At 60.2% G+C, this 20703-nt stretch carries 20 protein-coding genes and 3 pseudogenes; 12 read left to right on the top strand and 11 right to left on the bottom strand.

All coding sequences use genetic code 11. The features are described from left to right. Positions 1 to 53: 53 nt before the first annotated feature. Positions 54 to 1169, bottom strand: coding sequence for an NADH:flavin oxidoreductase/NADH oxidase (locus JKL45_RS16900; protein WP_201862745.1), 1116 nt, complete (start codon positions 1167 to 1169; stop codon positions 54 to 56). Positions 1170 to 1824: 655 nt separating this feature from the next. Here JKL45_RS16900 and JKL45_RS16895 point away from each other — a divergent pair. Beyond that, complete coding sequence (locus tag JKL45_RS16895; protein WP_201862744.1) at positions 1825 to 3693, top strand: calcium-binding protein; 1869 nt, start codon at positions 1825 to 1827, stop codon at positions 3691 to 3693. A 505-nt stretch (positions 3694 to 4198) separates the two neighbouring features. Beyond that, positions 4199 to 5156: pseudogene (locus JKL45_RS16890) on the top strand (IS630 family transposase). Between the two features lie 250 nt (positions 5157 to 5406). On the opposite strand, the gene JKL45_RS30685 reads toward JKL45_RS16890, so the two are convergent. From JKL45_RS30685 to JKL45_RS16875, 3 genes and pseudogenes are all read right to left on the bottom strand, one after another. Continuing rightward, complete coding sequence (locus JKL45_RS30685) at positions 5407 to 5841, bottom strand: helix-turn-helix domain-containing protein (RefSeq protein ID WP_201862754.1); 435 nt, start codon at positions 5839 to 5841, stop codon at positions 5407 to 5409. A 65-nt stretch (positions 5842 to 5906) separates the two neighbouring features. Further along, positions 5907 to 6211 (bottom strand): annotated as a pseudogene (locus JKL45_RS16880) (transposase); the annotation flags it as partial. Between the two features lie 168 nt (positions 6212 to 6379). Further along, entirely contained in the window at positions 6380 to 7087 is a 708-nt protein-coding gene (locus tag JKL45_RS16875) for a LuxR C-terminal-related transcriptional regulator (protein WP_201862743.1), read from the bottom strand. 902 nt (positions 7088 to 7989) lie between these two features. On the opposite strand from JKL45_RS16875, the gene JKL45_RS16870 reads away from it, so the two are divergent. The 8 genes and pseudogenes from JKL45_RS16870 to JKL45_RS16840 all read left to right on the top strand — a co-directional run bounded on the left by JKL45_RS16870 (position 7990) and on the right by JKL45_RS16840 (position 13917). Continuing rightward, positions 7990 to 8814, top strand: a complete 825-nt coding sequence (locus tag JKL45_RS16870; protein WP_312896976.1) for a TIGR02587 family membrane protein — start codon at positions 7990 to 7992, stop codon at positions 8812 to 8814. A gap of 7 nt (positions 8815 to 8821) precedes the next feature. After that, the gene (locus JKL45_RS16865) at positions 8822 to 9244 is read left to right on the top strand and encodes a hypothetical protein (RefSeq protein ID WP_201862742.1); all 423 of its coding nucleotides are present in this window, start codon (positions 8822 to 8824) and stop codon (positions 9242 to 9244) included. Between the two features lie 26 nt (positions 9245 to 9270). After that, positions 9271 to 9896, top strand: a pseudogene (gene trhA / locus JKL45_RS29970) (PAQR family membrane homeostasis protein TrhA). Positions 9897 to 10178: 282 nt separating this feature from the next. Beyond that, on the top strand, positions 10179 to 11456 hold the full coding sequence (locus JKL45_RS16860; RefSeq protein WP_201862752.1) for an App1 family protein phosphatidate phosphatase: 1278 nt from the start codon (positions 10179 to 10181) through the stop codon (positions 11454 to 11456). 120 nt (positions 11457 to 11576) lie between these two features. Continuing rightward, positions 11577 to 12149, top strand: a complete 573-nt coding sequence (locus JKL45_RS16855; protein WP_201862741.1) for a L,D-transpeptidase — start codon at positions 11577 to 11579, stop codon at positions 12147 to 12149. A gap of 222 nt (positions 12150 to 12371) precedes the next feature. Then, on the top strand, positions 12372 to 12728 hold the full coding sequence (locus tag JKL45_RS16850; protein ID WP_201862740.1) for a lysozyme inhibitor LprI family protein: 357 nt from the start codon (positions 12372 to 12374) through the stop codon (positions 12726 to 12728). Between the two features lie 103 nt (positions 12729 to 12831). Then, the gene (locus JKL45_RS16845) at positions 12832 to 13056 is read left to right on the top strand and encodes a hypothetical protein (protein ID WP_201862739.1); all 225 of its coding nucleotides are present in this window, start codon (positions 12832 to 12834) and stop codon (positions 13054 to 13056) included. Positions 13057 to 13590: 534 nt separating this feature from the next. Beyond that, complete coding sequence (locus JKL45_RS16840; RefSeq protein WP_201862738.1) at positions 13591 to 13917, top strand: hypothetical protein; 327 nt, start codon at positions 13591 to 13593, stop codon at positions 13915 to 13917. Here the strand turns inward: JKL45_RS16840 and JKL45_RS16835 are convergent. The 5 genes from JKL45_RS16835 to JKL45_RS16815 form a co-directional block, all read right to left on the bottom strand. Then, the gene (locus JKL45_RS16835) at positions 13896 to 14144 is read right to left on the bottom strand and encodes a hypothetical protein (protein WP_201862737.1); all 249 of its coding nucleotides are present in this window, start codon (positions 14142 to 14144) and stop codon (positions 13896 to 13898) included. The two genes, JKL45_RS16840 and JKL45_RS16835, sit on opposite strands and share 22 nt — an antisense overlap. A 270-nt stretch (positions 14145 to 14414) precedes the next feature. Next, the gene (locus JKL45_RS16830; protein WP_201862736.1) at positions 14415 to 14714 is read right to left on the bottom strand and encodes a hypothetical protein; all 300 of its coding nucleotides are present in this window, start codon (positions 14712 to 14714) and stop codon (positions 14415 to 14417) included. 138 nt (positions 14715 to 14852) lie between these two features. Then, entirely contained in the window at positions 14853 to 15296 is a 444-nt protein-coding gene (locus JKL45_RS16825; protein WP_201862735.1) for a hypothetical protein, read from the bottom strand. Next, entirely contained in the window at positions 15293 to 15643 is a 351-nt protein-coding gene (locus JKL45_RS16820; protein ID WP_201862734.1) for a hypothetical protein, read from the bottom strand. Before JKL45_RS16820 ends, JKL45_RS16825 begins: the two co-directional genes overlap by 4 nt. A gap of 312 nt (positions 15644 to 15955) precedes the next feature. Beyond that, the gene (locus JKL45_RS16815; protein ID WP_201862733.1) at positions 15956 to 16912 is read right to left on the bottom strand and encodes a ribokinase; all 957 of its coding nucleotides are present in this window, start codon (positions 16910 to 16912) and stop codon (positions 15956 to 15958) included. A gap of 130 nt (positions 16913 to 17042) precedes the next feature. On the opposite strand from JKL45_RS16815, the gene JKL45_RS16810 reads away from it, so the two are divergent. After that, entirely contained in the window at positions 17043 to 17786 is a 744-nt protein-coding gene (locus JKL45_RS16810) for a GntR family transcriptional regulator (RefSeq protein WP_312896975.1), read from the top strand. Positions 17787 to 18108: 322 nt separating this feature from the next. Here JKL45_RS16810 and groL read toward each other — a convergent pair whose 3' ends face one another. Both groL and groES read right to left on the bottom strand, forming a co-directional pair. Next, the gene (gene groL, locus JKL45_RS16805) at positions 18109 to 19758 is read right to left on the bottom strand and encodes a chaperonin GroEL (protein ID WP_201862732.1); all 1650 of its coding nucleotides are present in this window, start codon (positions 19756 to 19758) and stop codon (positions 18109 to 18111) included. A gap of 43 nt (positions 19759 to 19801) precedes the next feature. Beyond that, complete coding sequence (groES, locus tag JKL45_RS16800) at positions 19802 to 20116, bottom strand: co-chaperone GroES (RefSeq protein ID WP_190846873.1); 315 nt, start codon at positions 20114 to 20116, stop codon at positions 19802 to 19804. Between the two features lie 222 nt (positions 20117 to 20338). Here groES and JKL45_RS16795 point away from each other — a divergent pair, with 222 nt between their 5' ends. Beyond that, positions 20339 to 20626, top strand: a complete 288-nt coding sequence (locus JKL45_RS16795) for a hypothetical protein (RefSeq protein ID WP_201862731.1) — start codon at positions 20339 to 20341, stop codon at positions 20624 to 20626. Positions 20627 to 20703 lie beyond the last annotated feature (77 nt).

The following is a 20703-nucleotide window of genomic DNA, read 5'->3' as shown; positions in this document are numbered from 1 at the left end:
GTCGACTAGCACAGGGGTTACGTAGCTTTCGCCCGTGGTCGCCCAGAGAGCAATCAATCGTCAGCGCGCACATCGAAGAGATGCGGGAACTGATGGGGTTGGGAGCGAAGGTATTGATTCGGAGACTTGACGGCAGCACCGAAATGCGCGGCCGCATGCCACGGCCAACGGGGATCGTAGAGAATGGCGCGGGCGAGAGCGATCAGGTCGGCATCGCCCGTGCTGAGGATGGCTTCCGCCTGCACAAAGTCAGTGATGAGCCCCACAGCGATCACCGGCATTGTGGTAGCTGCCTTGACCGCGCGTGCGAGCGGGATCTGGTAACTTGGACCTACTGGGATCTGCTGCGCGGAGCTGAGCCCGCCACTTGAGACGTGGAGTGCGCTGCATCCGCGGGCTTCAAGCTCTTTCGCAAACGCGACGGTCTCCTCGATTGTCCAGCCGCCCTGAACCCAATCCGTGCCCGACACCCGCACTGTCACAGGGTGCTCCGCTGGAAATGCGGCCCGGACGGCATCGAATACCTCAAGCGGGAAGCGCATCCGGTTCTCAAGGGAACCACCGTAGGTATCCTCACGCCGGTTGGACAAAGGCGACAGGAACTGGTGGAGCAGGTAACCATGGGCCGCATGGACCTGAACGGCCCCGATACCGAGCCGCGCAGCACGCCTGGCCGCATCGGCGAAGGCATCGCGCACACGGGCTAGGCCGTCCTGGTCCATCGCCAGGGGAGAGACCTCCCCCAGGTCGTGCGGGATGGCTGAGGGAGCCTCCGTCTGCCATCCGTTCGGATGCTCAGGCGGGATCTGCTTTCCCCCTTTCCACGGCACTTCAGTGGAGGCCTTCCGCCCGGCGTGGGCCAATTGAATGGCAACCGGCATGTCGGACCAGCGACGAATGCTGTCCAGGACGCGCCGCATGGCAGCCTCGCATTCGTCTGAGTAGAGACCAACATCGGCGTAGGTAATACGGCCCTCGGGCACGACAGCGGTTGCCTCGATGGTCAGGAGCGCGGCACCCGAGAGAGCGAGCTGACCCAGATGGATCAGGTGCCAGTCGGTCATGCATCCATTCTCGGCCGAGTACTGGCACATGGGTGCGATCACGATGCGATTAGCGAGTTCGATCTTGCCGACCCGGAAGGGTGTGAACAGTTTTGCACGCGCCATCGGCTACCTCTCAGGTTTCAGGTCAGTTCAAGCCTCGCGGCCGCCCTCCGCTAGAACGTGCGACTAGCCGAAAAGGTCTGACTTAAACGCGACAGAACAGCGTGATCCTCATAGCTTGAGGTTTGCTCCTGCCTTTGGGCATAACGACGAACATCTGGACTGAGTCGGACTCAGCGTCCCAAGTCTTTTCAGGAACTTCCTCTGCTCCCTGCAAGAGCTGGCATTCGCTCACCTTCCAGGATGTGCCAGAGGGGAACATTCCCTATCAGGAACGACAAAGTCCGCAGCAGCCAGCGAACGCCGACGTGATATCCTGAACACTGACAATCTTTCGTAAGAGAATGATTTGGCAGGGGCACCGATAGGGCTCATCTTGAGAAATATGCGTCTGTCAACTAAGCCTGCCTTATGCCTGACCCTGACTGTTTAGGAATAGATCTCGCAGCCGGTCGCCGTCACCAAGGAACAAGCTGCTAAGCTTAGCAGCCGTTTGTTGAAATATTCTTTTATGATTTTTGCATCCAACGATGGAGCTGCCGTGTAGCCGCTGCTCAGGGTGAATGGTGGCTTCTTCTTTGTCTCGCGTGCGACTGCCTGAGGGCCACGGTCATGCCACTCCCTGAAGCCCACTTGCTACCAACCATGGGAGTCGTCGATGACTGAGCAAAACCATATGGCACACGGCGGACTGTCTTCAGGCGCAGCCAGCGGATCGCATAGTTCGCTGGATCTGAACAGCGCTAACCTCAATGCCGCGCTTCTGGCCTTTTCCGGGGCAGACCGCGTGTTCTTCGCGGACTTGAACGAGCTTAACAATTCCGAGGCCGAAGGCGGGGCGCTACTCCTCCTCAAAGGCAACCGACTGACTGTCGTCACGGCCGCGAGGGGCGTCGAGGCCGGCCAAATCCACCCGCAGCACATTCACGGTTTTGTGGACGGCAGCAACGCAACCGTGCCGACCCTGGCTCAGGACGATGACCGGGACGGGTTCATCGAGCTGGCCGAGGGTCTGGACACCTATGGTCCCGTTCTCCTCAACCTCACGTCCCCTCCTGGTGACGACTCAGGCTTCCCGAAGCCCACCGGGACCTCGTTCCTGTTCTCCCAGACCTACGACTTAACCGATCCACGGAATGGTGAATTTGCAACGCTGTTGGACGACGTGTCGCTGAACAGGCGCGAGATCGTTTTGCATGGCAAGACAGTTCTGGCCGGGCATGGCCAGGGCACGATGGGCGAGGTGGACGGAACGGCAGGCTACAAGCTCTTTCTGCCGATCGCGTCCGGTGAGATCCGGGAACTCTCCTTCAACAGCGCCCTTGCCTTGTTCCAAGATGCGGTCTCCCTGCAGGTTCGCGACGCCGTTATCGGCAATGGCGGCAACAATACCCTGAGAGGGACGGGGGACGACGATAACCTCCAGGGCCGCGGTGGCCGCGATGTCCTGTTTGGCAGGGCGGGCGATGACTACCTGAACGGTGGCTCGGACCGGGACACGCTGTACGGCGGCTCTGGCGACGACTACCTCGATGGTGGTTCAGGCCATGACAGGCTGTTCGGTGAATCCGGCGATGACTATCTTGTTGGCGGGTCAGGCAACGACGAGCTGTCCGGCGGATCCGGTCACGATCATCTCTTCGGCGGCACGGGCAACGACCGGGCATTCTTCAATGTCTCGACCGGTGGTTCGGATATCGTCAACCTCGGCTACGGCTCCGACACGGTCAGCGTCACCGCCGCCTCGGCGCGGCAGGTTCGTCTTACCTTTACAAGCACGGAGGTGGGCAACGGATCAGCGACCGATGCCGGTACGATGACCAATCAGGATGGCGGCCTCGCGGTTCGCCTCCAGTCCGAGAACAGCGCCGGCGATCTTGTCGGCGCCATCAGCCGCTTCGACGATGAAGGCATAACGTTCGATGCGGCGAGGTCCGGATTGACCTTCGACGTACGCGACCTCGTTTCGGGCGCAGCCCGCGGCGATCAGTTCGACGTTGTCAGCCTCGGCACCAGAAGCGCTGACAATCTCAAGGCTGTTCAGTCGGGTGATGCCTACTACTTCAATGCCGGCTTAGGCAATGACCGGGTGACGGGCGGGAGAGACGATGACTTCCTGGTGGGTGGTGCCGGCAACGACAGCCTCAGCGGCGGTCGTGGCGACGACACGTTCATCGGCGGCGGCGGCAATGACGTGCTCACCGGAGGAACAGGCGATGACGTGTTCATCTTCAACGCTCCTTTCGACCCGGCGGGCAATGTCGACAGGATCCGGGACTTCCGCGCCAGTGACGATACGTTGCGGCTGGACAATGCCGTCTTTGTCGGGCTGACGGATGGAGCCCTGAGTGCCAATGCGTTCGCGCTAACGAGCGCCGCCGCGGAGGCCGATGACCGGATTGTCTATGATCAGAGCACAGGCAACCTGTTCTTTGACGCCGATGGCGGAGCTCGGGACAACCAGACGCTGTTTGCAACTCTGACTAATAGGGCCAGCATCACTGCAAGCGACTTCTTCGTGATCTAGTCGCCTCATGACAACCATGGGTACCCCGGCCGCTGGTCGGGGCACCTCTGACCTGCGTTAGCCGAACTGCCAGTTTGTCCCTTCGGTACCGGGGCCGAAGCCAAACGACAGCATTTTCTTCCTTCTTCCTCAACCTCATATGTAGACACAGTTACTCAAGTGAAGCTAGTTCTCGAAGGTCAGCTCAGGGCCACTCAAGGAAATTGCGAACGCCTCGGGATGTCTGTTGTCCCCTTCGTCAGAAGACATTCGCTCTACTTCGTAAATGTGCCAGATCCTGACATTCCTGCTCACGTCTCTCCCGTCACCGAATCCTGCCAAGCCCCGGTTCCAGTCAGGCGCGCCACCAAAGTGCTCGACAAAGGGTGTCGATCAGGACACGGACCGTGCTCAGGACATAGGAGCCCAGCAGACGCACGACCTAGAGCGTCGGACCGGAAATCTGACTCCTGGGCTTCTGTTCGAGACCGAGCTGTGATTCACTTGGTGGACCGGGAGGTGGATCATGGGTCATTTCTATTCCCTGGATCTGCGGGTGCGCGTCGCCAACTTTGTCGAGACCGGTCATTCCTGCCGGGCGGCCGCCGAGCACTTTAACGTCAGCGAGAGCTTCGCCATCAAGCTGGTGCGACGCACGCGGGACACCGGCTCCCCGGCGCCAGCCCGGCAGGGCCGTCCACCGGGACACGGTAAGCTGGTGCCCTATGAGGCTTTCCTGATCCAGACGGTCGAGGCCGAGCCCGCCATCACCATGCCCGAACTGGCCGCTCGATTGCGGGAGGAACACGGGATCGTGGCAGCCCCGGCGATGCTCTCGCGCTTCCTGTGCCGGCGTGGCTTCTCATATAAAAAAAGCCCTGATGGCGGCGGAGTGCGCACGCGCGGACGTGCGGGATGAGCGTCGGGTCTGGCACACCCACCGTCAGCCGAGCATGCGCGAGCAGCCGCACCGCTTGATCTTTCTCGATGAGACTTACGTCAACACCAAGATGACGCGCCTGCGCGGGCGCTCGCGCTGGGGCTAGCGCCTGCGCATGAGCGCGCCCTTCGGCCATTGGAAAACCCACACATTCATCGCAGGGCTGCGGTGCAGTGAGCTGAGCGCGCCGTGGGTGATTGATGGTCCGATCACCCGGTTGGCGTTTGAGGCTTACATCGAGACCCAACTCGCCCCGACCCTGCACACAGGCGACGTGGTGATCCTCGACAATCTGGCCGTTCACAAGAGCAACAAGGCCGTGCAGTGTCTGAAGCAAAGAGGCGCCTGGTTCCTGTTCCTGCCGGCTTATTCGCCCGACATGAACCCAATTGAGCAGGCCTTCGCTAAGATTAAATCCCACCTGCGTAAGGCCGAAGCCCGAACCTTTGACGCGCTCTGGCACGCCCTCGGCGACATCTGCAACCTCTTCGAGCCGCAAGAATGCTGGAACTTCCTCAAGGCCGCCGGATATGCGTCCGTTTAACCGTCCGATGCTCTAAAGCATCGGACGTGAATTCGAACTCAAGTCCGATGCTTTAAGTTTTTGGTCTGACGCATCTTTTTACGCAGAACCGGTATCCACTTTTGCGTTCGATGCTTTAGATGCCGTTTTCCGTCATCAGATGATCGCTCAGGAGGGGCACAAGCGCATCGTCTCGATGGCGTCGGTGGCCAGCAGCGAGGAAGCTTGCGCGATCCCGAACGCGAACCGTATAATCCGGACAATACCTTCACTAGGACGGTTGGGCGGTCCGCCAAGCAAGAGGCGACCGTCCCGACCAGCGCCGGAAGGCACGGCTGAAGGCGATCGCCTCGGAGTAGCCGAGGGTGGCCGCGATCTCGACAAGCGGGATCTGGGTGTCCTCTAGCAACTGGCGGGCGATCTCGAACCGGACCTCGTCGCAGATCGTCCGGTAGTCCAAGTCCCGCTTCTTCAGGCGGCGGTTCAGCGTGCGCCGATGCATTTCCAGCAGCTGGGAAATATCCTCCGCCGTGCAGCGGTTGCTCGTCAATTGGGCGCGCAGCCGCCGCTGGATGTCATCGGCGAAAGCCGAGTCCGAGTGCCCCCTCATTCCGTTGATTCGTTCCTCCAGTACCGCGCACAGCAGGGGCTCGGCCCCGACCACCTTGCGGTCGAGGTCACGGGACCCGAAGACCGGGGTTGCCACTTCCTGACTGAACCGTACCGAGCCCTGAAATGGCGACGGAAGGGCTCGGATTCCGTGGGGGACACGCGGTGGGCTTTGACGTTTGAGCTGTCGAGCGCAAGCTCCTCCGGGATGGAGCCAGCAGCTGCGACTTTGGCGAAGATGCGTTTCCAGACGCCGCGTCGCGCCCAACGGGTGTAGCGATTGTAAATGGTTTTGGCTGGTCCGTATTCGGGAGGAACATCGCGCCAGCACCCCCCTGTTTTGAGGATATGGAGAATGCCGCTGATCACCCGTCGATCATCAACGCGGGGCTTGCCCGGCTGGTTGTGCGGCAGATGTGGTCCAGCGCCGCCCAGGCCTCGTCAGAGAGCCAGAACAGATCACGCATGACTTCCTCCCACCTCGTACGACCCAAGGCGAGATAGAATCACTCAATGATGTCAGTTGTTTGTTTGGGTCCCCTACGTAGTCAACCGCTATACGAAGTCTTAGGCGCAGGAACGGGACTTCCACCAGCGATGGAAAGCAGCCTGATCAATGAGATTAGTGGTGGGAGCTAAGGATCTCGCTTCCGTGGCATATGCTCCGTAGCCCACATCGCAGCTTGGGTGCGATTAGCTGCTCCTATCTTGCGCAAGATAGCCTTCACGTGAACCTTGATCGTGGCCTCAGCAACATCGAGCTTCTTTGCTATGACCTTGTTAGGCTCGCCACGCATGAGGCAGGTCAGGATCTCTACCTCTCGCTTTGATAGTTTGTGCATCTTAGGATCAATTGGAAGTGCCTCTGCCATAGGCTCGTCCTGATCTGGCTCAACGTTCGAAGCCATTTCGCTGACAAGCGAATGAACCAGCGCTCCAGGTACGAGCTTCTCACCCATCATGACCAGCTCAAGCGACTTAATCAGAACCTCGCGGTCACTCCCAGCTAAACAGAAGCCGTCGACTCCAGCGGCAAGTCCCAGTCGTATGAAGCCAAGCTCAAAATCGTGGGCGACGAAGACGATCCTCGCCTCGCCTTGCCGTTCCTTCAGCAGCCTGACAATCTCGATGAGCCTTGCAGAGGAATTGCTGGCATCCGCAATGAACAGAGCGGCTTGTGTGTAAAGGCGCGGTCGCCAGGGTGGGGGCTCATCAGTCACAGTGTCAGACACAGCGAAGCATGTATCCGCTAAGAGATGCTTGAGACCTTCGCGAAGTAATGAATTCTTGCAGATCAGAACGGTCACATACTCATTGCGTTCTTTAGCTGCATCGTCAGACATTCAACCGTTGATCCTTGTACTCGATACAAACCCTTGTTGAGAGTATGAAGGGTAGCGAGAAACGAGAGTCAATCAAGGTCAAGCTAGGAGAGTAATCACAATGGGAGGCCTCCTCCCCCTGAAGAGCACCAGTCTCTTGTGAACCATTATGACTGATTTCACGAGACGCAGCGGGAGCACGCCAAGAGGCAGAGCCTCAGCTAACAAAAGAGGCCCCGTAAGCGGGACCTCAGTTTACCAAAGGGAGAGTCCGATGCCATCGAACGCGCCTAGTGTCCACCCCATCGGAGCGCTGGTCAAATCACATATCGTGACCGTCTGTGAGTAAGCCGTTATCCCTTATTGAGCAACTATAGCAGCGGCCAGTTGATCGAGCCGCCTCCCAGAGGTTCTCTTCACCGACTAAGAGGGTTATCCTAGCAACTACGGCATGCAGCAAGGTCAATAAGAAGAGAGCCCCAAGAACACATAACTTGAGCCCCTCAACATTTTGTCTGGGAGTTCCATGAAAGGCTTGCGACATAGGGATAACTCCGCTCCAGCGCTTTGGGTCTCCTGAGGATGCTCTGAGCGGCGTCCCCCCGTTTCAGGCCAGGGCAGTTATGCACGAATCATCGGATTTGCTGCCTGAGCGCTCCATTCGACTGGGTGCGTTGTGCCCTTTCCAAGTTACTGCAACGAAGCCTTCACTAAGGCGTCTGCGGTGCAAGGCCTGCCAACCATCTCTACTTCGTCGTCCAGCCGCCCTGGCTCTCGTTCGCTGGTGTTTGCGGCCGTGGTCGGCGCTGGATCAGGGCCTCGCTACTTCCGGGAACTGAGTCCCTAGATCAGGGGTTCTCTTCTCAGCAGCCAAGCTTGTGCTGCCGGACGGCGCATGCAGCAGGTGAGACAGGAAAGGGAATGTGCCAGTGACAAGCGAACGCTACGCCATCGGCCTGGCTCGCGCCTTCGGCGGGGCGATCATCTTCGGCATACCCCTGCTGATGACCATGGAAATGTGGTCGCTCGGCTTCTCGATAGGCCGCGGCCGGCTGCTCCTGCTCATAGCCTTCACCCTCGTTCTGCTCGTCGGCCTCTCCTACTTTTCCGGCTTCGAGAAGACCTTCAGTCTCAAAGAGGATGCCATGGACGCGTTCGCCGCCCTCGGCGTCGGCGTGGTCACGTCTGCGGTGCTCCTCGTGGTGCTTGCGGTGATCACCTTCGACATGACCTGGGGCGACATCGTCGGCCGTGTGGCGTTGCAGAGTGTGCCGGCGAGCATCGGTGCCATGCTCGGGCGCAAGCAGCTCGGCGATGAGCAGGACATGGACGCAGAGGAGGAGCGCAAGCGCGAGGCGGGTTATGGTGGCGAGCTCTTTCTCATGTTGGCCGGCGCGCTGTTCCTCGCCTTCAACATGGCTCCAACGGAGGAGATGATCCTGATCGCGTTCCAGATGACGCCATGGCACGCCTTGGCCCTTGGTGTGTTGTCTATGCTGCTCTTGCACGTCTTCGTCTACAGCATCGGGTTCTCCGGCCAGGAGAGCCGGCCCGAGGGTGGCACATTCCTGTCGACCTTTCTGCACTTCACCCTAGCCGGCTACGGCGTCGCCCTGCTGGTGAGCCTCTACGTGCTCTGGAGCTTCGGACGGACCGACGGCGTATCCGTGGCCGAGATCACGAACATGCTGGTGGTGCTGGGCTTCCCAGCGTCGCTCGGGGCCGCGACAGCGCGGCTGGTGGTGTGAGGGCGCGATGAACCGGGAACACAAGCAGGGTGGCAACGAGACCGGGAAGGTGGCGGCACAGGTGCCTTGGCTCGAGTGGGTGGCCTCCTGCATTGGCCTCCTGTTGGTGCTCGGTGTCTTCGGCGTCATTGGATGGCAGCTGTTCAATGGCGCGACCGTGCCTCCGGTGATCACCGTCGAGGTTGAGAACGTAGCACCGGTGGAGGGCGGGCACCGGGTCCTGTTCCGGGCGCGCAACAGGGCGGGCGAGGCTGCCGCGCGGGTGGAAATTGAAGGAACAGTGTCCACGGCAGGTGCGGACCCCGAGACCAGCCGGGTCGTCCTCGACTACGTTCCGGGGCACTCGGAGCAGCAGGGCGGGCTGTTCTTCAGCCGTGACCCACGATCCGGTGCGCTGTCCCTGCGGCCCACCGGGTTTGCAGACCCCTGAGCAACCCACCGTCCACAGGAGGGGCAGTGAGCAAGTGGGACTACGACCGGCACGAGATCCTAGCAGACGGTATCGTCCATGCGCTGGGGGGGTAGTCTGTGGGCTCGTGGGCGTGACCGTCCTGCTTGTCCTCGCCGCGTCGGGGCCCATGGGAGTTAATCTCGGTATCGGTCTATGCAGGTTGCCTGCTGGCAGTGCTCGTCATCTCGGCGGTCTACAACCTTCGGCCTCTGTCTCCGGTCAAGTAGGTCCTGCGCCGGTTTGATCACTCCGCGATCTACCTTCTGATCGCGGGCACCTACCCGCCGTTCGTCACCCAGATGAAGGCAAGCCTCGGGTCCGTCGTCCTCCTAGCTGGTATATGGCGGAACTTCGTTGTGGAGACCGTGCTCAAGCTGATCTTTCTGGGGCGCTTCGACAGGCTCTAGATCATTCTTTATCTACTCCTGGGCTGGAGCGGCGTCATGGCCTACGGGACCGTGTTTGGCACGCTTCCCGGCTCGACTCTCCGGCTTCTCTTCGCCGGCGGTGCACACTCTACACTGCCGGTGTCGTCTTCCACCTCTAGGAGAGCCTGCGCTTCCACAACGCGATCTGGCATGCCTTTGTCTTGGTCGCAGCTGCCCGCCACTATGGGGCAGTCCTGGACTGAATAGTGATGGCGAGGGGGTGACTCTCGGCCCAGAGGGTCGCGGCTTGCCCTCGTCTGCCGCCGCTGGGGGGCGACGAGGCTGGCCTTTGCACTGGCCAAGTCGCTGATTTTCCTCGGCACGCAATATTTCGTTGACGAGTACAGAGCAGTGTTTCCCGATAATATGGCATTACTGTACCAGGGAAGCGTCTCACTGGTTTACACAATGAAGGCATTCCCCTCGTGGATCTTTTCCACGGCCACCTCATTGGGAGACCACAGACAGGATAGGGGGTGAACGCAATGAGCCTCACCGGAGCAGTGAGGAAGTGGCTGGGTGCACCCAGCCGGATGCTAGGTATCGCGGCTCAGCCCGTGCAGGAGGCGCAAGGCAAAAGAGGCGTGGTCATCCAGCCCTACCGCGGATACGGATCCCGCTCCGAGGTCTTCCTGATTGGTCGTGTGTTCAGTCAATCAAGCTCGCACTCGGAAGCGAGCCGAGGAGACCTCCTGACGAACTTGCGCGACATCGGGCGGCGCATTGCCCGCCGCACGATTTCCAATGCCATGGTGACCGCCCAGTTCTATGGAGCGGAGGAAACCGTCACCACGGACCAGGACGGCTACTTTCGGGTCCATCTCTCCCCTGCCCTGCCGCCACCGCTCGACCGTTCGTGGCACAGCATGGATCTGACCCTACCGCAGCCCCGTGCGGTTCAGGCGCAGGCCCAGATCTTCATCCCACCTACCAGCTGTCGGTATGTCGTTATCAGCGACATCGATGACACGGTCATGCACACCGGCGTCGCCAACAAGCTCAGGATGCTGTGGCACCTGTTCGTCGAAGACGCGCAGACCCGAGTGGCGTTTCCTGGGGTTGGAGCTTTGTACCGGGCCCTGCACGCCGGCGCCTCCGGCGACCAGCAGAACCCTATGCTCTATGTCTCACGAGCCCCTTGGGGAATCTACGAGGTACTGGAAGAGTTTTTCGATCGGCATGGCATCCCGGTTGGCCCAATCCTGTTCCTGCGTGAATGGGGCGTCTCCTGGACAAGTCCGCTGCCGCGCAAGGCTGAGGACCACAAGCGCGAGCTGATCCACAACATGCTGGCGCTCTATGGTGAGCTGCCCTTCGTTCTCATCGGCGACAGTGGACAGCACGATCCTGAGATCTACCGTCAGATTGTCGAGGAGCATCCTGGTCGGGTGCTGGCGGTGTACATTCGGAATATCTCCCGAAATCCTGATAGGATCAGAGAGATTGAGGATCTTGCCAAGGTGGTGGCGGGCGCGGGCAGCAGTCTGGTGCTGGCGGCCGACAGTGTAGTGATCGCGGAGCACGCCGTGAGCCTTGGCCTCGTTCCTCCAGAGGCTGTCGCCGAAGTCCGGAACGAGAGAACGGCTACCGATCCGATTGAGCCTGAGTCGCAGACCTACGGCATTCAGAAGTCTACTCCGACGAGAACGGCAGAGGCCGTAGCACAGGGTGACTTGCAGGATCTAGTTGAGACCGGATCCGAACCGATGCCGCCCAACGTGATCGTCGAGCCGGAGGCGCGGGAGCAGCCCAAGCAACCCTGATGGATGTGGGTATCTTCGGGCTCAAGATGCCGACTTCAGGCACTTGGAACCTTAGCTGTTTTCAGCAGTCGTCCCTGTGCAGCGCCTTAACCCGGATCGAGCAACACTGGAGGCTGATCGATGCATAGAGCCATATCATCCGTGATTGCACTGCTCGGCAGCATCGTCCTGACTAGTTCTGTGGCGGCTGAAGTGTCGATCGTGGTCGACAAAAAAGCCCAGCGGATGACTGTGTCCGTCAACGGGCAGCAGCGCTACTCCTGGCCCGTGTCGACGGGCACGGCCGAGTACTCCACGCCGACCGGCACCTTTACGCCATCACGGCTGGTCCGGGCGCATTATTCACGGGAATGGGACAATGCGCCCATGCCGCACTCGATCTTCTTCACCGATGCAGGCCATGCCATTCACGGTAGCGGTGCCACGAGCCACCTCGGGACTCCAGCCTCACATGGCTGCGTGCGGCTGGCGCCCAGGCATGCGAGCATCCTGTTTGATCTTGTGATGATTGAAGGGGCCGAGAACACGCGGGTCGAAATCACCGGGATGGATTCGGTCGGCACCGGGCTAGCGGGCGGTAATGGCGCAGGAGGTGACTACAGTCGCCTGACCAGCTTTGATCCGCTGTCTGTCGGCATCATTGCCGGCGGCAGTGTGCGTCGCTCTCGATCTGAAGTCAGCAGAAATCCGTGAGGTGGCTGGCCTGGTGTACCAAACAGTAGGGCGGCCATGCCGAACGGGGGCCCACGCCATATGGGCATAAACCGCACTAGCGAACTCCGGCTGAGGATCCTCGCGGGTACGACCCACGCCCCTCACCCTCTGTTAACCCTGCTTCACAATAGCTCCCGATGAACGGGAGCCTCGGCCGGCTGGAGGGGTTTGCTCTGCAGTCAGGTCCTCGAGGATGATCCAATGATCAAGTACGCCCTCCGCCTCACAGGCCTTGCTGCCCTGTTGATGAATGCGGCATGGCAGCCTGCAACGGCCGCCAGTTTTGACTGCTCCAAAGCCGAGGCTGCTGACGAGACGGCGGTTTGTGCCGATCGGCAATTAAATGACGAGGATGTCGAGATGGCCGTTCTCTACACCCAGCTCAAGCCTTTGCTGGGCATGGGCGCCCGCGGTGACATGGAGGACGAGCAAGCAGCCTGGCTCAGGCGGCGTGCGGCCTGTGGCGCCGACCGAGCCTGCTTGGGCAAGGCTTATCAAGAGCGCATCCAGCAGCTCAGAGGCGGCTTTGAGGCTCTCTCAAAGCGTGGTCCTTTCTGACCGCCACGATTAGGGAGCGCCTTGGCGGGATTGTGCACATCACCATCCCGTCACACTCGGCCTGCACGATGTCGTTCGCTGCTTATGGACAAGGAGGGCCTCGATGACCACAACGCGGTTTACGGAAGAGGAGATCACGGCACGGGCCCGGCAACTAGCTGACAAGCAGGGGCCTGGCTGGAGCGCGATCACGGCCGAGGAACAGGTTGGCAAGGACACGGCCGAACTTCGCTACTGGCGGGAGTTGGCTCTGAAGGAGCTTGAGGCCGACGAGCCGACGGTTCTGGAGGTCGAGGACAGCACCCCCAAGCCTGTGGGGCTGGACTAAAACTTCGGGTAGTTCCCATTCCATTAGGATCGGGGTTCCCCGTCCTTTCTAAGCGCCCGGTTCCCTCCTTTGCCGAGAGAAGAGATAACCCCTTTCTTCCATATAGCAGTCACCTTTTATCCTGACTGTGAATCCACACTTTTCGCGCTCGCACCTGCCCGCCGATCAATCTCAGTCGCCACCTCAGACCAGAATCGGAAGCCCTGCTCGCTTCCCCTCGCGCGGCAATAGAAGGCCTGCTGCCGGGCCCGGGCAAATGCCGCCCTTCCCTCATATGAGATCAGGCAGACAGCCTCGTACTCAATAGCCGTGAGGCCGTCTTGAGGTCGCCCCTTGCTGAGGAGGGCTGAGAAACTGCGAAGGTATCTGATCAGGCGCTTCATCATTGCCAGTATGAACACAAGATGCTGCCGGTCAATCGAAGCCGCGATGGGTGCTAACCCTCAGAGTAGTTGAGTGGGATCCGTTCGGGACCATGCGCTTGGTGCGGAACCGGGGCCAGACAGGCATCAACCGGCAGGAGCAGAGTGAGGTGTGCCCAACGAGATTGAGGCCCGCCTATCGCTTGAGGTGGTCGCGCGCGAGCCGGAGAAGGGGGTTATCGGGATCGGTGAGGATGGTGCTAACCGGCCTGCGGGCTCGGCAGAGGAGGAAATAACCGTGCGAACTCGCCCCAAGGATCTCTGTTCGACGGAGGAGTTCGTCGGCGACCCTGCCGACCATGCCTATGTGGTGGGAGGTCAGCCGGTTCGCGCGGTCGCGACCCGCATGGCGGAGTGCATCGCCGAAGGCCTCCCAAGCACCTCTAATCGCATTCCGTACAATGCGGCTTACTGGACCTACGCGCACCACGCGTCGTAATGCCTCGCGCTCGATGTCTGCTCTTCAAATGGGGTGACATAGGCAAGCGCCAGTCTGATCACCTGAGCCATCCCAGGGGAAATGCCGTCGAACTGCTCAAGTTTGTGCGCGTTCGCCTTGAGCTGGTCCACGGTCTGGATGTTCTCTCTGCGCAGCACCTCCCACGCGATGGGAGGCAGATAGAGACCCTCAATGTATCCTGGGCAGGTGTCATAAACATGTGGCATAGGACGCTCTAAGCCTTGCAGGTGGCAGGACGTTCAACTCTCAGCCGTCGGCGCCTGATCATTCATGCAGGCGATCGCCTGTTGAAGATCTTTGCCGAACATACCACCAACATGAGTCCATAAACAGTCCATAAACCTCTTATCGGAGGTTCCGGATGATCTTCTTACGCTCACGTAGTGGCGCTTTGCGGAAATTGGATTCTGCGATTAGGCTCCGGTTGAGCTGGGTGAATAATCCGCGGCTGTCACACGAGGCAAAGAACAGGCTCCTCATAGCAGTCCGCTGGACACGCCCGGTATCGTAGTCTCTCCGACAGCTTCGTGTAGCGCACCATCCGTTCCGGCATTGAGCCCCGCTACCAGAGTGCGAAGACGAACAAGATTGATCGGGAGTAGCACCAGATGGAGGATCAGGACTGGCAGATATACACCCATCGCCCCATACCCGATAAAACAGACATTCGCCGCCAGCGCGAGGATGCGCATGGGCACCATCGACCGCTGGGCAAAGGTCGCAAGCGTCAGACCGGAGGCGGCATAGCCAAGAACGTCAATCCAGCTCAGCATCATGGCAGTTGTCCTCGTCAGTTGGGCGCAGTGTTTCCTTTCCGGGCACCGGCTTTTGACCCAGGTGCTGTGTGTGCAAGGCGCTCCCTGTATTGGTTGGATTTCCTTCGTTCTGAGTGAGCGACGTGATCAGCAAGCATCCTATGATTGTCCGCTCCGCTCGCTCACAAGTCTCAGCCGAGATTGATGAGAGTCGGATTTGTTCGTTTGCGTTGTCCCTGTCACCCTGGATTTGGCTGCGATATCGGGATGCTCTGTTGATGGCACAGCGGCTTCGAGAACCTTCAGGGTTGCCGTGAACACAGCGCGCTTCCAGGCGGTAAGGCCCAAGATCACCAGGCAGCAGAGTGTGTTTGCGGCAAAGACCGCCGCCATGCGCCAGTCATCCACCACAAAGACCGCATAGGCGACAGTGGAGAGATGAGACACGCCAAAGAGCGCCCATGTGGTGTAGGAGATGGCGGTCGCGCCTTGTGTGTCGCGACCGATCTTAATCATCTGCGGCAGATAGGCGAATACCCTAGCCGTGTTGCACAAGGTGAACACGCCAAGAGCGGCATCGGCTGGCGTGATCGGCATGATCAATCATCGAGGTTGGTGCTAAATGGGCAGTACGAGATGACCTCACCTCGGGTTTCGAGGATTTTCTGTGCGACCTTGTCGAGCTTGGCGGCCCCGAAGCGCTCGTAGAGATTAGCTACGGAGACTTGGGGCTCTGATACATAGCTGCGGCCAACGAGATGCAGCGCAGCGGCTCCTTCGTCCGAGCCGAACTTGTTTGCGAAGTACAATCCCTGGCACCGGCAGCTGGGCACGGCAGCCTCGGAGATCGTTCTGCATTCCGCTTCGCTATCAAACGCCGGCTCGGCGGCCTGCAACCCGGACAGCGACAGACCCATACCAAGAGCAGTAATTATGAGCGCACGTTTCATTTGCTCGGCTCCTTCTGAAGTATGCAGATGTACGCAGCAACGTTCACGACCGCCTGTATACGCGAAAGCCAGCCTGCTGATCAGGGATGATCGGCTTCATCAGACCGCTACGAGTAACTTTACGCGCAAGTCTATCTTCGCCTCCGAGCGCCTAAGGATCTGCGCAGAGGCACGAGGAGGCTCAGGGAAAAGCAATCAGTTGGCGATCTGAAGGTGCGATCCCCGTCATCGCCCACGCCGACTCAACCAATGACTTCAGTCTACTCTTTGGACCAAAGTTGGCAATACCAAATACAGTCCAAAAGGAGCCGACTACTGTATCCGTCCAGTCTCTTGGGCGGCTAAGAAGAAATGCAGTTGCTCAGCATTTGGCAGAACATCAAAAACCCCGACCTCCATGCACAGAATGGCTCCGCAGGCGGCGGCCTGTCTGAGGCACTCCGGCAAGGGCCGACCTTGGAGCAGCCCGACGGCGAGACCTGCCGTGAAAGCATCGCCTGCTCCGAGCGAATCGATGGCTTTGACCGGAAAGGACGGCTGGTGGAGCGGTGGGGCTCTCCTCGGGTAGGCGATTGCGCCTTCGCTGCCCAGCGTCACCACGATCAGCTCAGGGCCTTGCTCCAACAGCGTGGCAGCCATGTCATCCAGACTCTCCAGCGTTCCTGGAGTTCCGAAGTCGGAGGACTTGGCGAGATGGGCGGCCTCGACACGGTTGAGGACCAGAACGGACGTGCGCTCAAGAATGCGGGGGTCGACAGGCCGATAGGGCGACGGATTGAGCACCGTCGGGGCACCGGCTGCATCAGCTATGGTAAAAGCTTCCAGTATCGGTTCATCCCCAATCTCGAATTGAGCCAGCACGAGGCCAGCCTCTCGCACCGCCTGTTCCACTGAGCGGATGTCCTGTGCTGACAGGAGCAGGTTGGCGCCAGGGCAGACCGCAAGGCAGTTCTCGCCGTGCGAGTCCGTAAAGCCAATGCCACTCCCCGTTTTTGCTTCGACTTGGCGCAACATGGACCGTGAGAGCCCCGCATGTGCAAAAGCCGACTGCGCCAGTTGCGAGAAAAGGTCAGTTCCAATAGAAAATATTCCGTCGACTTTCGCTCCCAGACGGTGTGCCCCAAGAGCCAGGTTGAGCCCCTTGCCTCCAGGCTCGGCCGTGAAGGCTTCGGCTCGCAGGGACTCGCCAGGCCGGGGGAGATGGGCGACCTTGGCACTGCAGGCGACCACAAAGCTGCCGAGAACAAAGAGTGAAGCAGGTTGGTCCATGGTAGAATAAGCCATTGTGAAGAAGCAGAAGCAGCCGCCAAAACAGCGCGCGACAGGCGGACCGCACAGTGTAGACGCGCCCACACCCCCAGCCCAGATCCCCCAGACGGGGAGGTCAACCGAGAGGCCATTGCTGCCGGACCTCCTGCAGTTGCGAGGTGACACGGCGATGCCGCTCTACCAGCAACTCGAACAGCAGCTAGAAACCCTGATCAGGAACGGAACCCTGCCCGCCGGCACTGTCCTGCCAGCCGAGCGTCAACTGGCGCAGAGTTTGGGGCTGAGCCGGGCAACTGTCCAGCGCGCCTACCACACTCTTCGGCAACGCGACCTAGTCGCGGCACAGGGCCGGCTGGGCTTTCTGATCCAGGGCGCTAGTCCGCGACCGCATCCTGGCATGGACCGGCTCAAGGGCTTCACGGAGGAGATGCGCCTTCTTGGCAAGATCCCGTCATCACGCATTCTGGAGCGCAAGGTGGTGAGCGACAGGTCGATTGCTTCGATCTTCGGTCTGCCCTCCCCGTCCCGCTTTCTGAAGCTCGTGCGGGTGCGCTATGGCGACGGCGTGCCGTTGTCGCGCGAGGTGGCGTGGTACAATCTGTCAGCAGCCCCGGATCTGGAGCACGAGGATTTGTCCGGATCGGTGTACACCTTTCTGGCCGAGCGCTGCGGGGTCCCACTCATCTACTGCGATCAGACGGTTGAGGCCACGATGGCGAGTGAGGAAGAGTGCGAGATCTTCGGGTTTGCCCAACCGCTCCCGTGTCTGCTGATCAAGCGCCGCAGCTACACGCATGGCGAAGTCATGATGGAGTATGTAGAGGGGCTGTTTCGAGGCGATACCTATAGCTACCGGCTCAGGCTTGGCACGTAACAGCTGCGCTCCTCCTCCGATAGCTTGACGGTGCCCTCCGTCACGTGCTCCCTCTCCAAGAGGAGCAATGTCAAGGGCTGTTTGGCAAGCTGATCGAAGCCCTTGAGCGGGATTGTACCTCTGCACCTGGTATCTCAGCAGAACCAAAGACTCAGCGCGCCCATGAATTGCTCGTGTGTATCGACGCTGTGTAGTCCTGTCGAGCCATCGCGAATCACAAACACGGCCCTGACGCGGCAACCGCCGTCGATCTAAGAAATCTTATGATAAAAGGCCCCAGATTTCTCCGGAGCCTTTCCAGGTAGACTGACGGGAGCAGGACTTAGAAGTCCATGCCGCCCATGCCGCCGCCCATGCCACCACCTGGCATGGCTGGAGCGGATTCCTTCTTCGGAGCGTCGGCCACCATGGCTTCGGTGGTGACCAGCAGACCGGCGACCGACGCAGCATTCTGCAGAGCCGTGCGGACCACCTTGGCCGGATCGACGATACCGGCCTGGAGCATGTCCACGAACTCTTCGGTCTGGGCGTTGAAGCCGAAGGTGTCGGAGCCTGTGTTGTCGTTGATCTTACCAACCACTGTCGATCCTTCGACACCGGCATTCTCGGCGATCTGACGGATCGGAGCTTCCAGCGCGCGGAGCACGATCTTGATGCCAGCCTGGACGTCCGGGTTGTCGCTGGTGAGCTTCGCAACAGCGCCCTTGGCGCGCAGCAGAGCCGTGCCGCCGCCGGGGACGATGCCTTCTTCCACCGCAGCGCGGGTGGCATGCATCGCGTCGTCGACGCGGTCCTTCTTCTCCTTGACCTCGATCTCGGTCGAGCCGCCGACGCGGATCACCGCGACGCCGCCTGCGAGCTTGGCAAGACGCTCCTGCAGCTTCTCACGGTCGTAGTCCGAGGTGGTCTCCTCGATCTGCGCCTTGATCTGACCCACGCGCGCCTCGATGTCCTGCGTAGAACCAGCACCATCAATGATCGTGGTGCTCTCCTTGTCGATGCGGATGCGTTTGGCGCGGCCCAGCATGTCGAGGGTGACGTTCTCGAGCTTGATGCCGAGATCTTCCGAGATCGTCTGACCGGCGGTCAGGATCGCGATGTCCTCGAGCATGGCCTTGCGGCGGTCGCCGAAGCCCGGAGCCTTCACGGCGGCGATCTTCAGGCCGCCACGGAGCTTGTTCACCACGAGGGTGGCGAGGGCCTCCCCCTCGATGTCTTCCGCCACAATCAGCAGCGGCTTGCTGGTCTGAACGACAGCCTCGAGGATCGGCAGCAGCGACTGCAAGGAGGAGAGCTTCTTCTCGTGGATCAAGATGTAGGGATCCTCAAGCTCCGCGATCATCTTTTCGGCATTGGTGATGAAGTACGGCGAGAGGTAGCCGCGGTCGAATTGCATGCCTTCCACGACGTCGAGCTCGGTCTCGGCGGTCTTGGCTTCCTCAACCGTGATGACGCCCTCGTTGCCGACCTTCTGCATCGCCTGGGCGATCATCTCGCCAATAGAGGCATCCCCGTTGGCCGAGATGGTGCCGACCTGGGCGATTTCCTCGGACGAGGCGACCTTCTTGGCACGGGATTGGATGTCCTTCACTGCCTCTGCCACAGCCAGATCAATACCGCGCTTGAGGTCCATGGGGTTCATGCCGGCGGCAACCGCCTTGGCGCCCTCGCGGACGATGGCCTGAGCCAGAACGGTCGCCGTGGTGGTGCCGTCACCGGCCACATCACTGGCCTTCGAGGCCACTTCACGCACCATCTGGGCGCCCATGTTCTCGAACTTGTCGGCGAGCTCGATCTCTTTGGCGACGGTGACGCCATCCTTGGTGATGCGCGGAGCACCAAAGCTTTTTTCCAGGACCACATTGCGGCCCTTAGGGCCAAGCGTGACCTTCACGGCATTCGCGAGGACGTCGACGCCGCGCAGCATGCGATCACGAGCGTCCGAAGAGAATTTTACGTCTTTGGCAGCCATGAGCTAACCTCCTGTGATTCTTACCTGTTTGGTCTGAGCTGTTTTAAGCGGCCTTCTGGGCTTCGGCTGTCTTCTCAATCACGCCCATGATGTCGGATTCCTTCATGATCAGGAGATCCTGACCGTCGATACGCACCTCGGTGCCGGACCATTTGCCGAACAGGACGCGATCGCCGGCCTTCACGTCGAGGGCGACAACCTTGCCGCTCTCATCGCGGGCGCCGGGGCCGACGGCGACGATCTCGCCCTCTTGCGGCTTCTCCTTGGCGGTGTCCGGGATGATGATGCCGCCAGCCGTCTTCTCTTCGGCTTCGATGCGGCGAACGACAACACGGTCATGCAACGGACGGAACTTCATGGGTGAGCCTCCTCGACATGGAATGGGAGGCACTCGTCTGCGCCGAGCAGCACTGTTGGCACTCGACGCATGGGAGTGCTAATGCGAGTTAATACCCCAATGCTCCTGGTCAGGCAAGCTCATCTCTTAGTGGATAAGCTGAGCTTTGAACGAACAACGTCCCTCTGCGCGGCGTTGGCTCTAGGCAGCGGTCGACCGCTGCCTTGGCAGCGAGGTTCAGCCGTGTTGAGTTTCGAAAGCGTTGAAGAGGTCTGTGAGAGCAGGCAGACGACCCTTGTGATCCACCCGGCCATTCGTCGGGCCATCAAAGGGTATGAGGAAAGCTTCTATGTTGGGCTGCGCTGCTTTCTGGCAGGCGAGTCCGACGGCCTTTATTTCCTCCCGCTCCAGGGCACTGGCTATGTTCGCCTCATCTTCTCGAAGCGGGTTTCGTCCGGAGGGCACAATCTTCTCAGGATCGACCCGCTGACGAAGGAGGGATTGGCACGGATCAAAGCATCCTTGGACTAATCCGCCTAACGCCACGTCGTTGCCCGCTCCCCGACGAATGTCCCGGCTGAAGTTCCAGCATCAGCGCGACGGCCGAC

Origin of the sequence: Microvirga soli (assembly GCF_016734765.1) — a bacterium.
Classification (GTDB): Bacteria; Pseudomonadota; Alphaproteobacteria; order Rhizobiales; family Beijerinckiaceae; genus Microvirga; species Microvirga soli.
This window is presented reverse-complemented; position numbering and strand designations above follow the sequence as displayed.

Coding starts and splice junctions, on each gene's coding strand:
- JKL45_RS16900 (WP_201862745.1), bottom strand. CDS start 1,169: ATGGCGCGTGCAAAACTGTTCACACCCTTCCGGGTCGGCAAGATCGAA.
- JKL45_RS16895 (WP_201862744.1), top strand. CDS start 1,825: ATGACTGAGCAAAACCATATGGCACACGGCGGACTGTCTTCAGGCGCA.
- JKL45_RS16875 (WP_201862743.1), bottom strand. CDS start 7,087: ATGTCTGACGATGCAGCTAAAGAACGCAATGAGTATGTGACCGTTCTG.
- JKL45_RS16865 (WP_201862742.1), top strand. CDS start 8,822: ATGAACCGGGAACACAAGCAGGGTGGCAACGAGACCGGGAAGGTGGCG.
- JKL45_RS16860 (WP_201862752.1), top strand. CDS start 10,179: ATGAGCCTCACCGGAGCAGTGAGGAAGTGGCTGGGTGCACCCAGCCGG.
- JKL45_RS16855 (WP_201862741.1), top strand. CDS start 11,577: ATGCATAGAGCCATATCATCCGTGATTGCACTGCTCGGCAGCATCGTC.
- JKL45_RS16850 (WP_201862740.1), top strand. CDS start 12,372: ATGATCAAGTACGCCCTCCGCCTCACAGGCCTTGCTGCCCTGTTGATG.
- JKL45_RS16845 (WP_201862739.1), top strand. CDS start 12,832: ATGACCACAACGCGGTTTACGGAAGAGGAGATCACGGCACGGGCCCGG.
- JKL45_RS16835 (WP_201862737.1), bottom strand. CDS start 14,144: ATGCCACATGTTTATGACACCTGCCCAGGATACATTGAGGGTCTCTAT.
- JKL45_RS16830 (WP_201862736.1), bottom strand. CDS start 14,714: ATGATGCTGAGCTGGATTGACGTTCTTGGCTATGCCGCCTCCGGTCTG.
- JKL45_RS16820 (WP_201862734.1), bottom strand. CDS start 15,643: ATGAAACGTGCGCTCATAATTACTGCTCTTGGTATGGGTCTGTCGCTG.
- JKL45_RS16815 (WP_201862733.1), bottom strand. CDS start 16,912: ATGGACCAACCTGCTTCACTCTTTGTTCTCGGCAGCTTTGTGGTCGCC.
- groL (WP_201862732.1), bottom strand. CDS start 19,758: ATGGCTGCCAAAGACGTAAAATTCTCTTCGGACGCTCGTGATCGCATG.
- groES (WP_190846873.1), bottom strand. CDS start 20,116: ATGAAGTTCCGTCCGTTGCATGACCGTGTTGTCGTTCGCCGCATCGAA.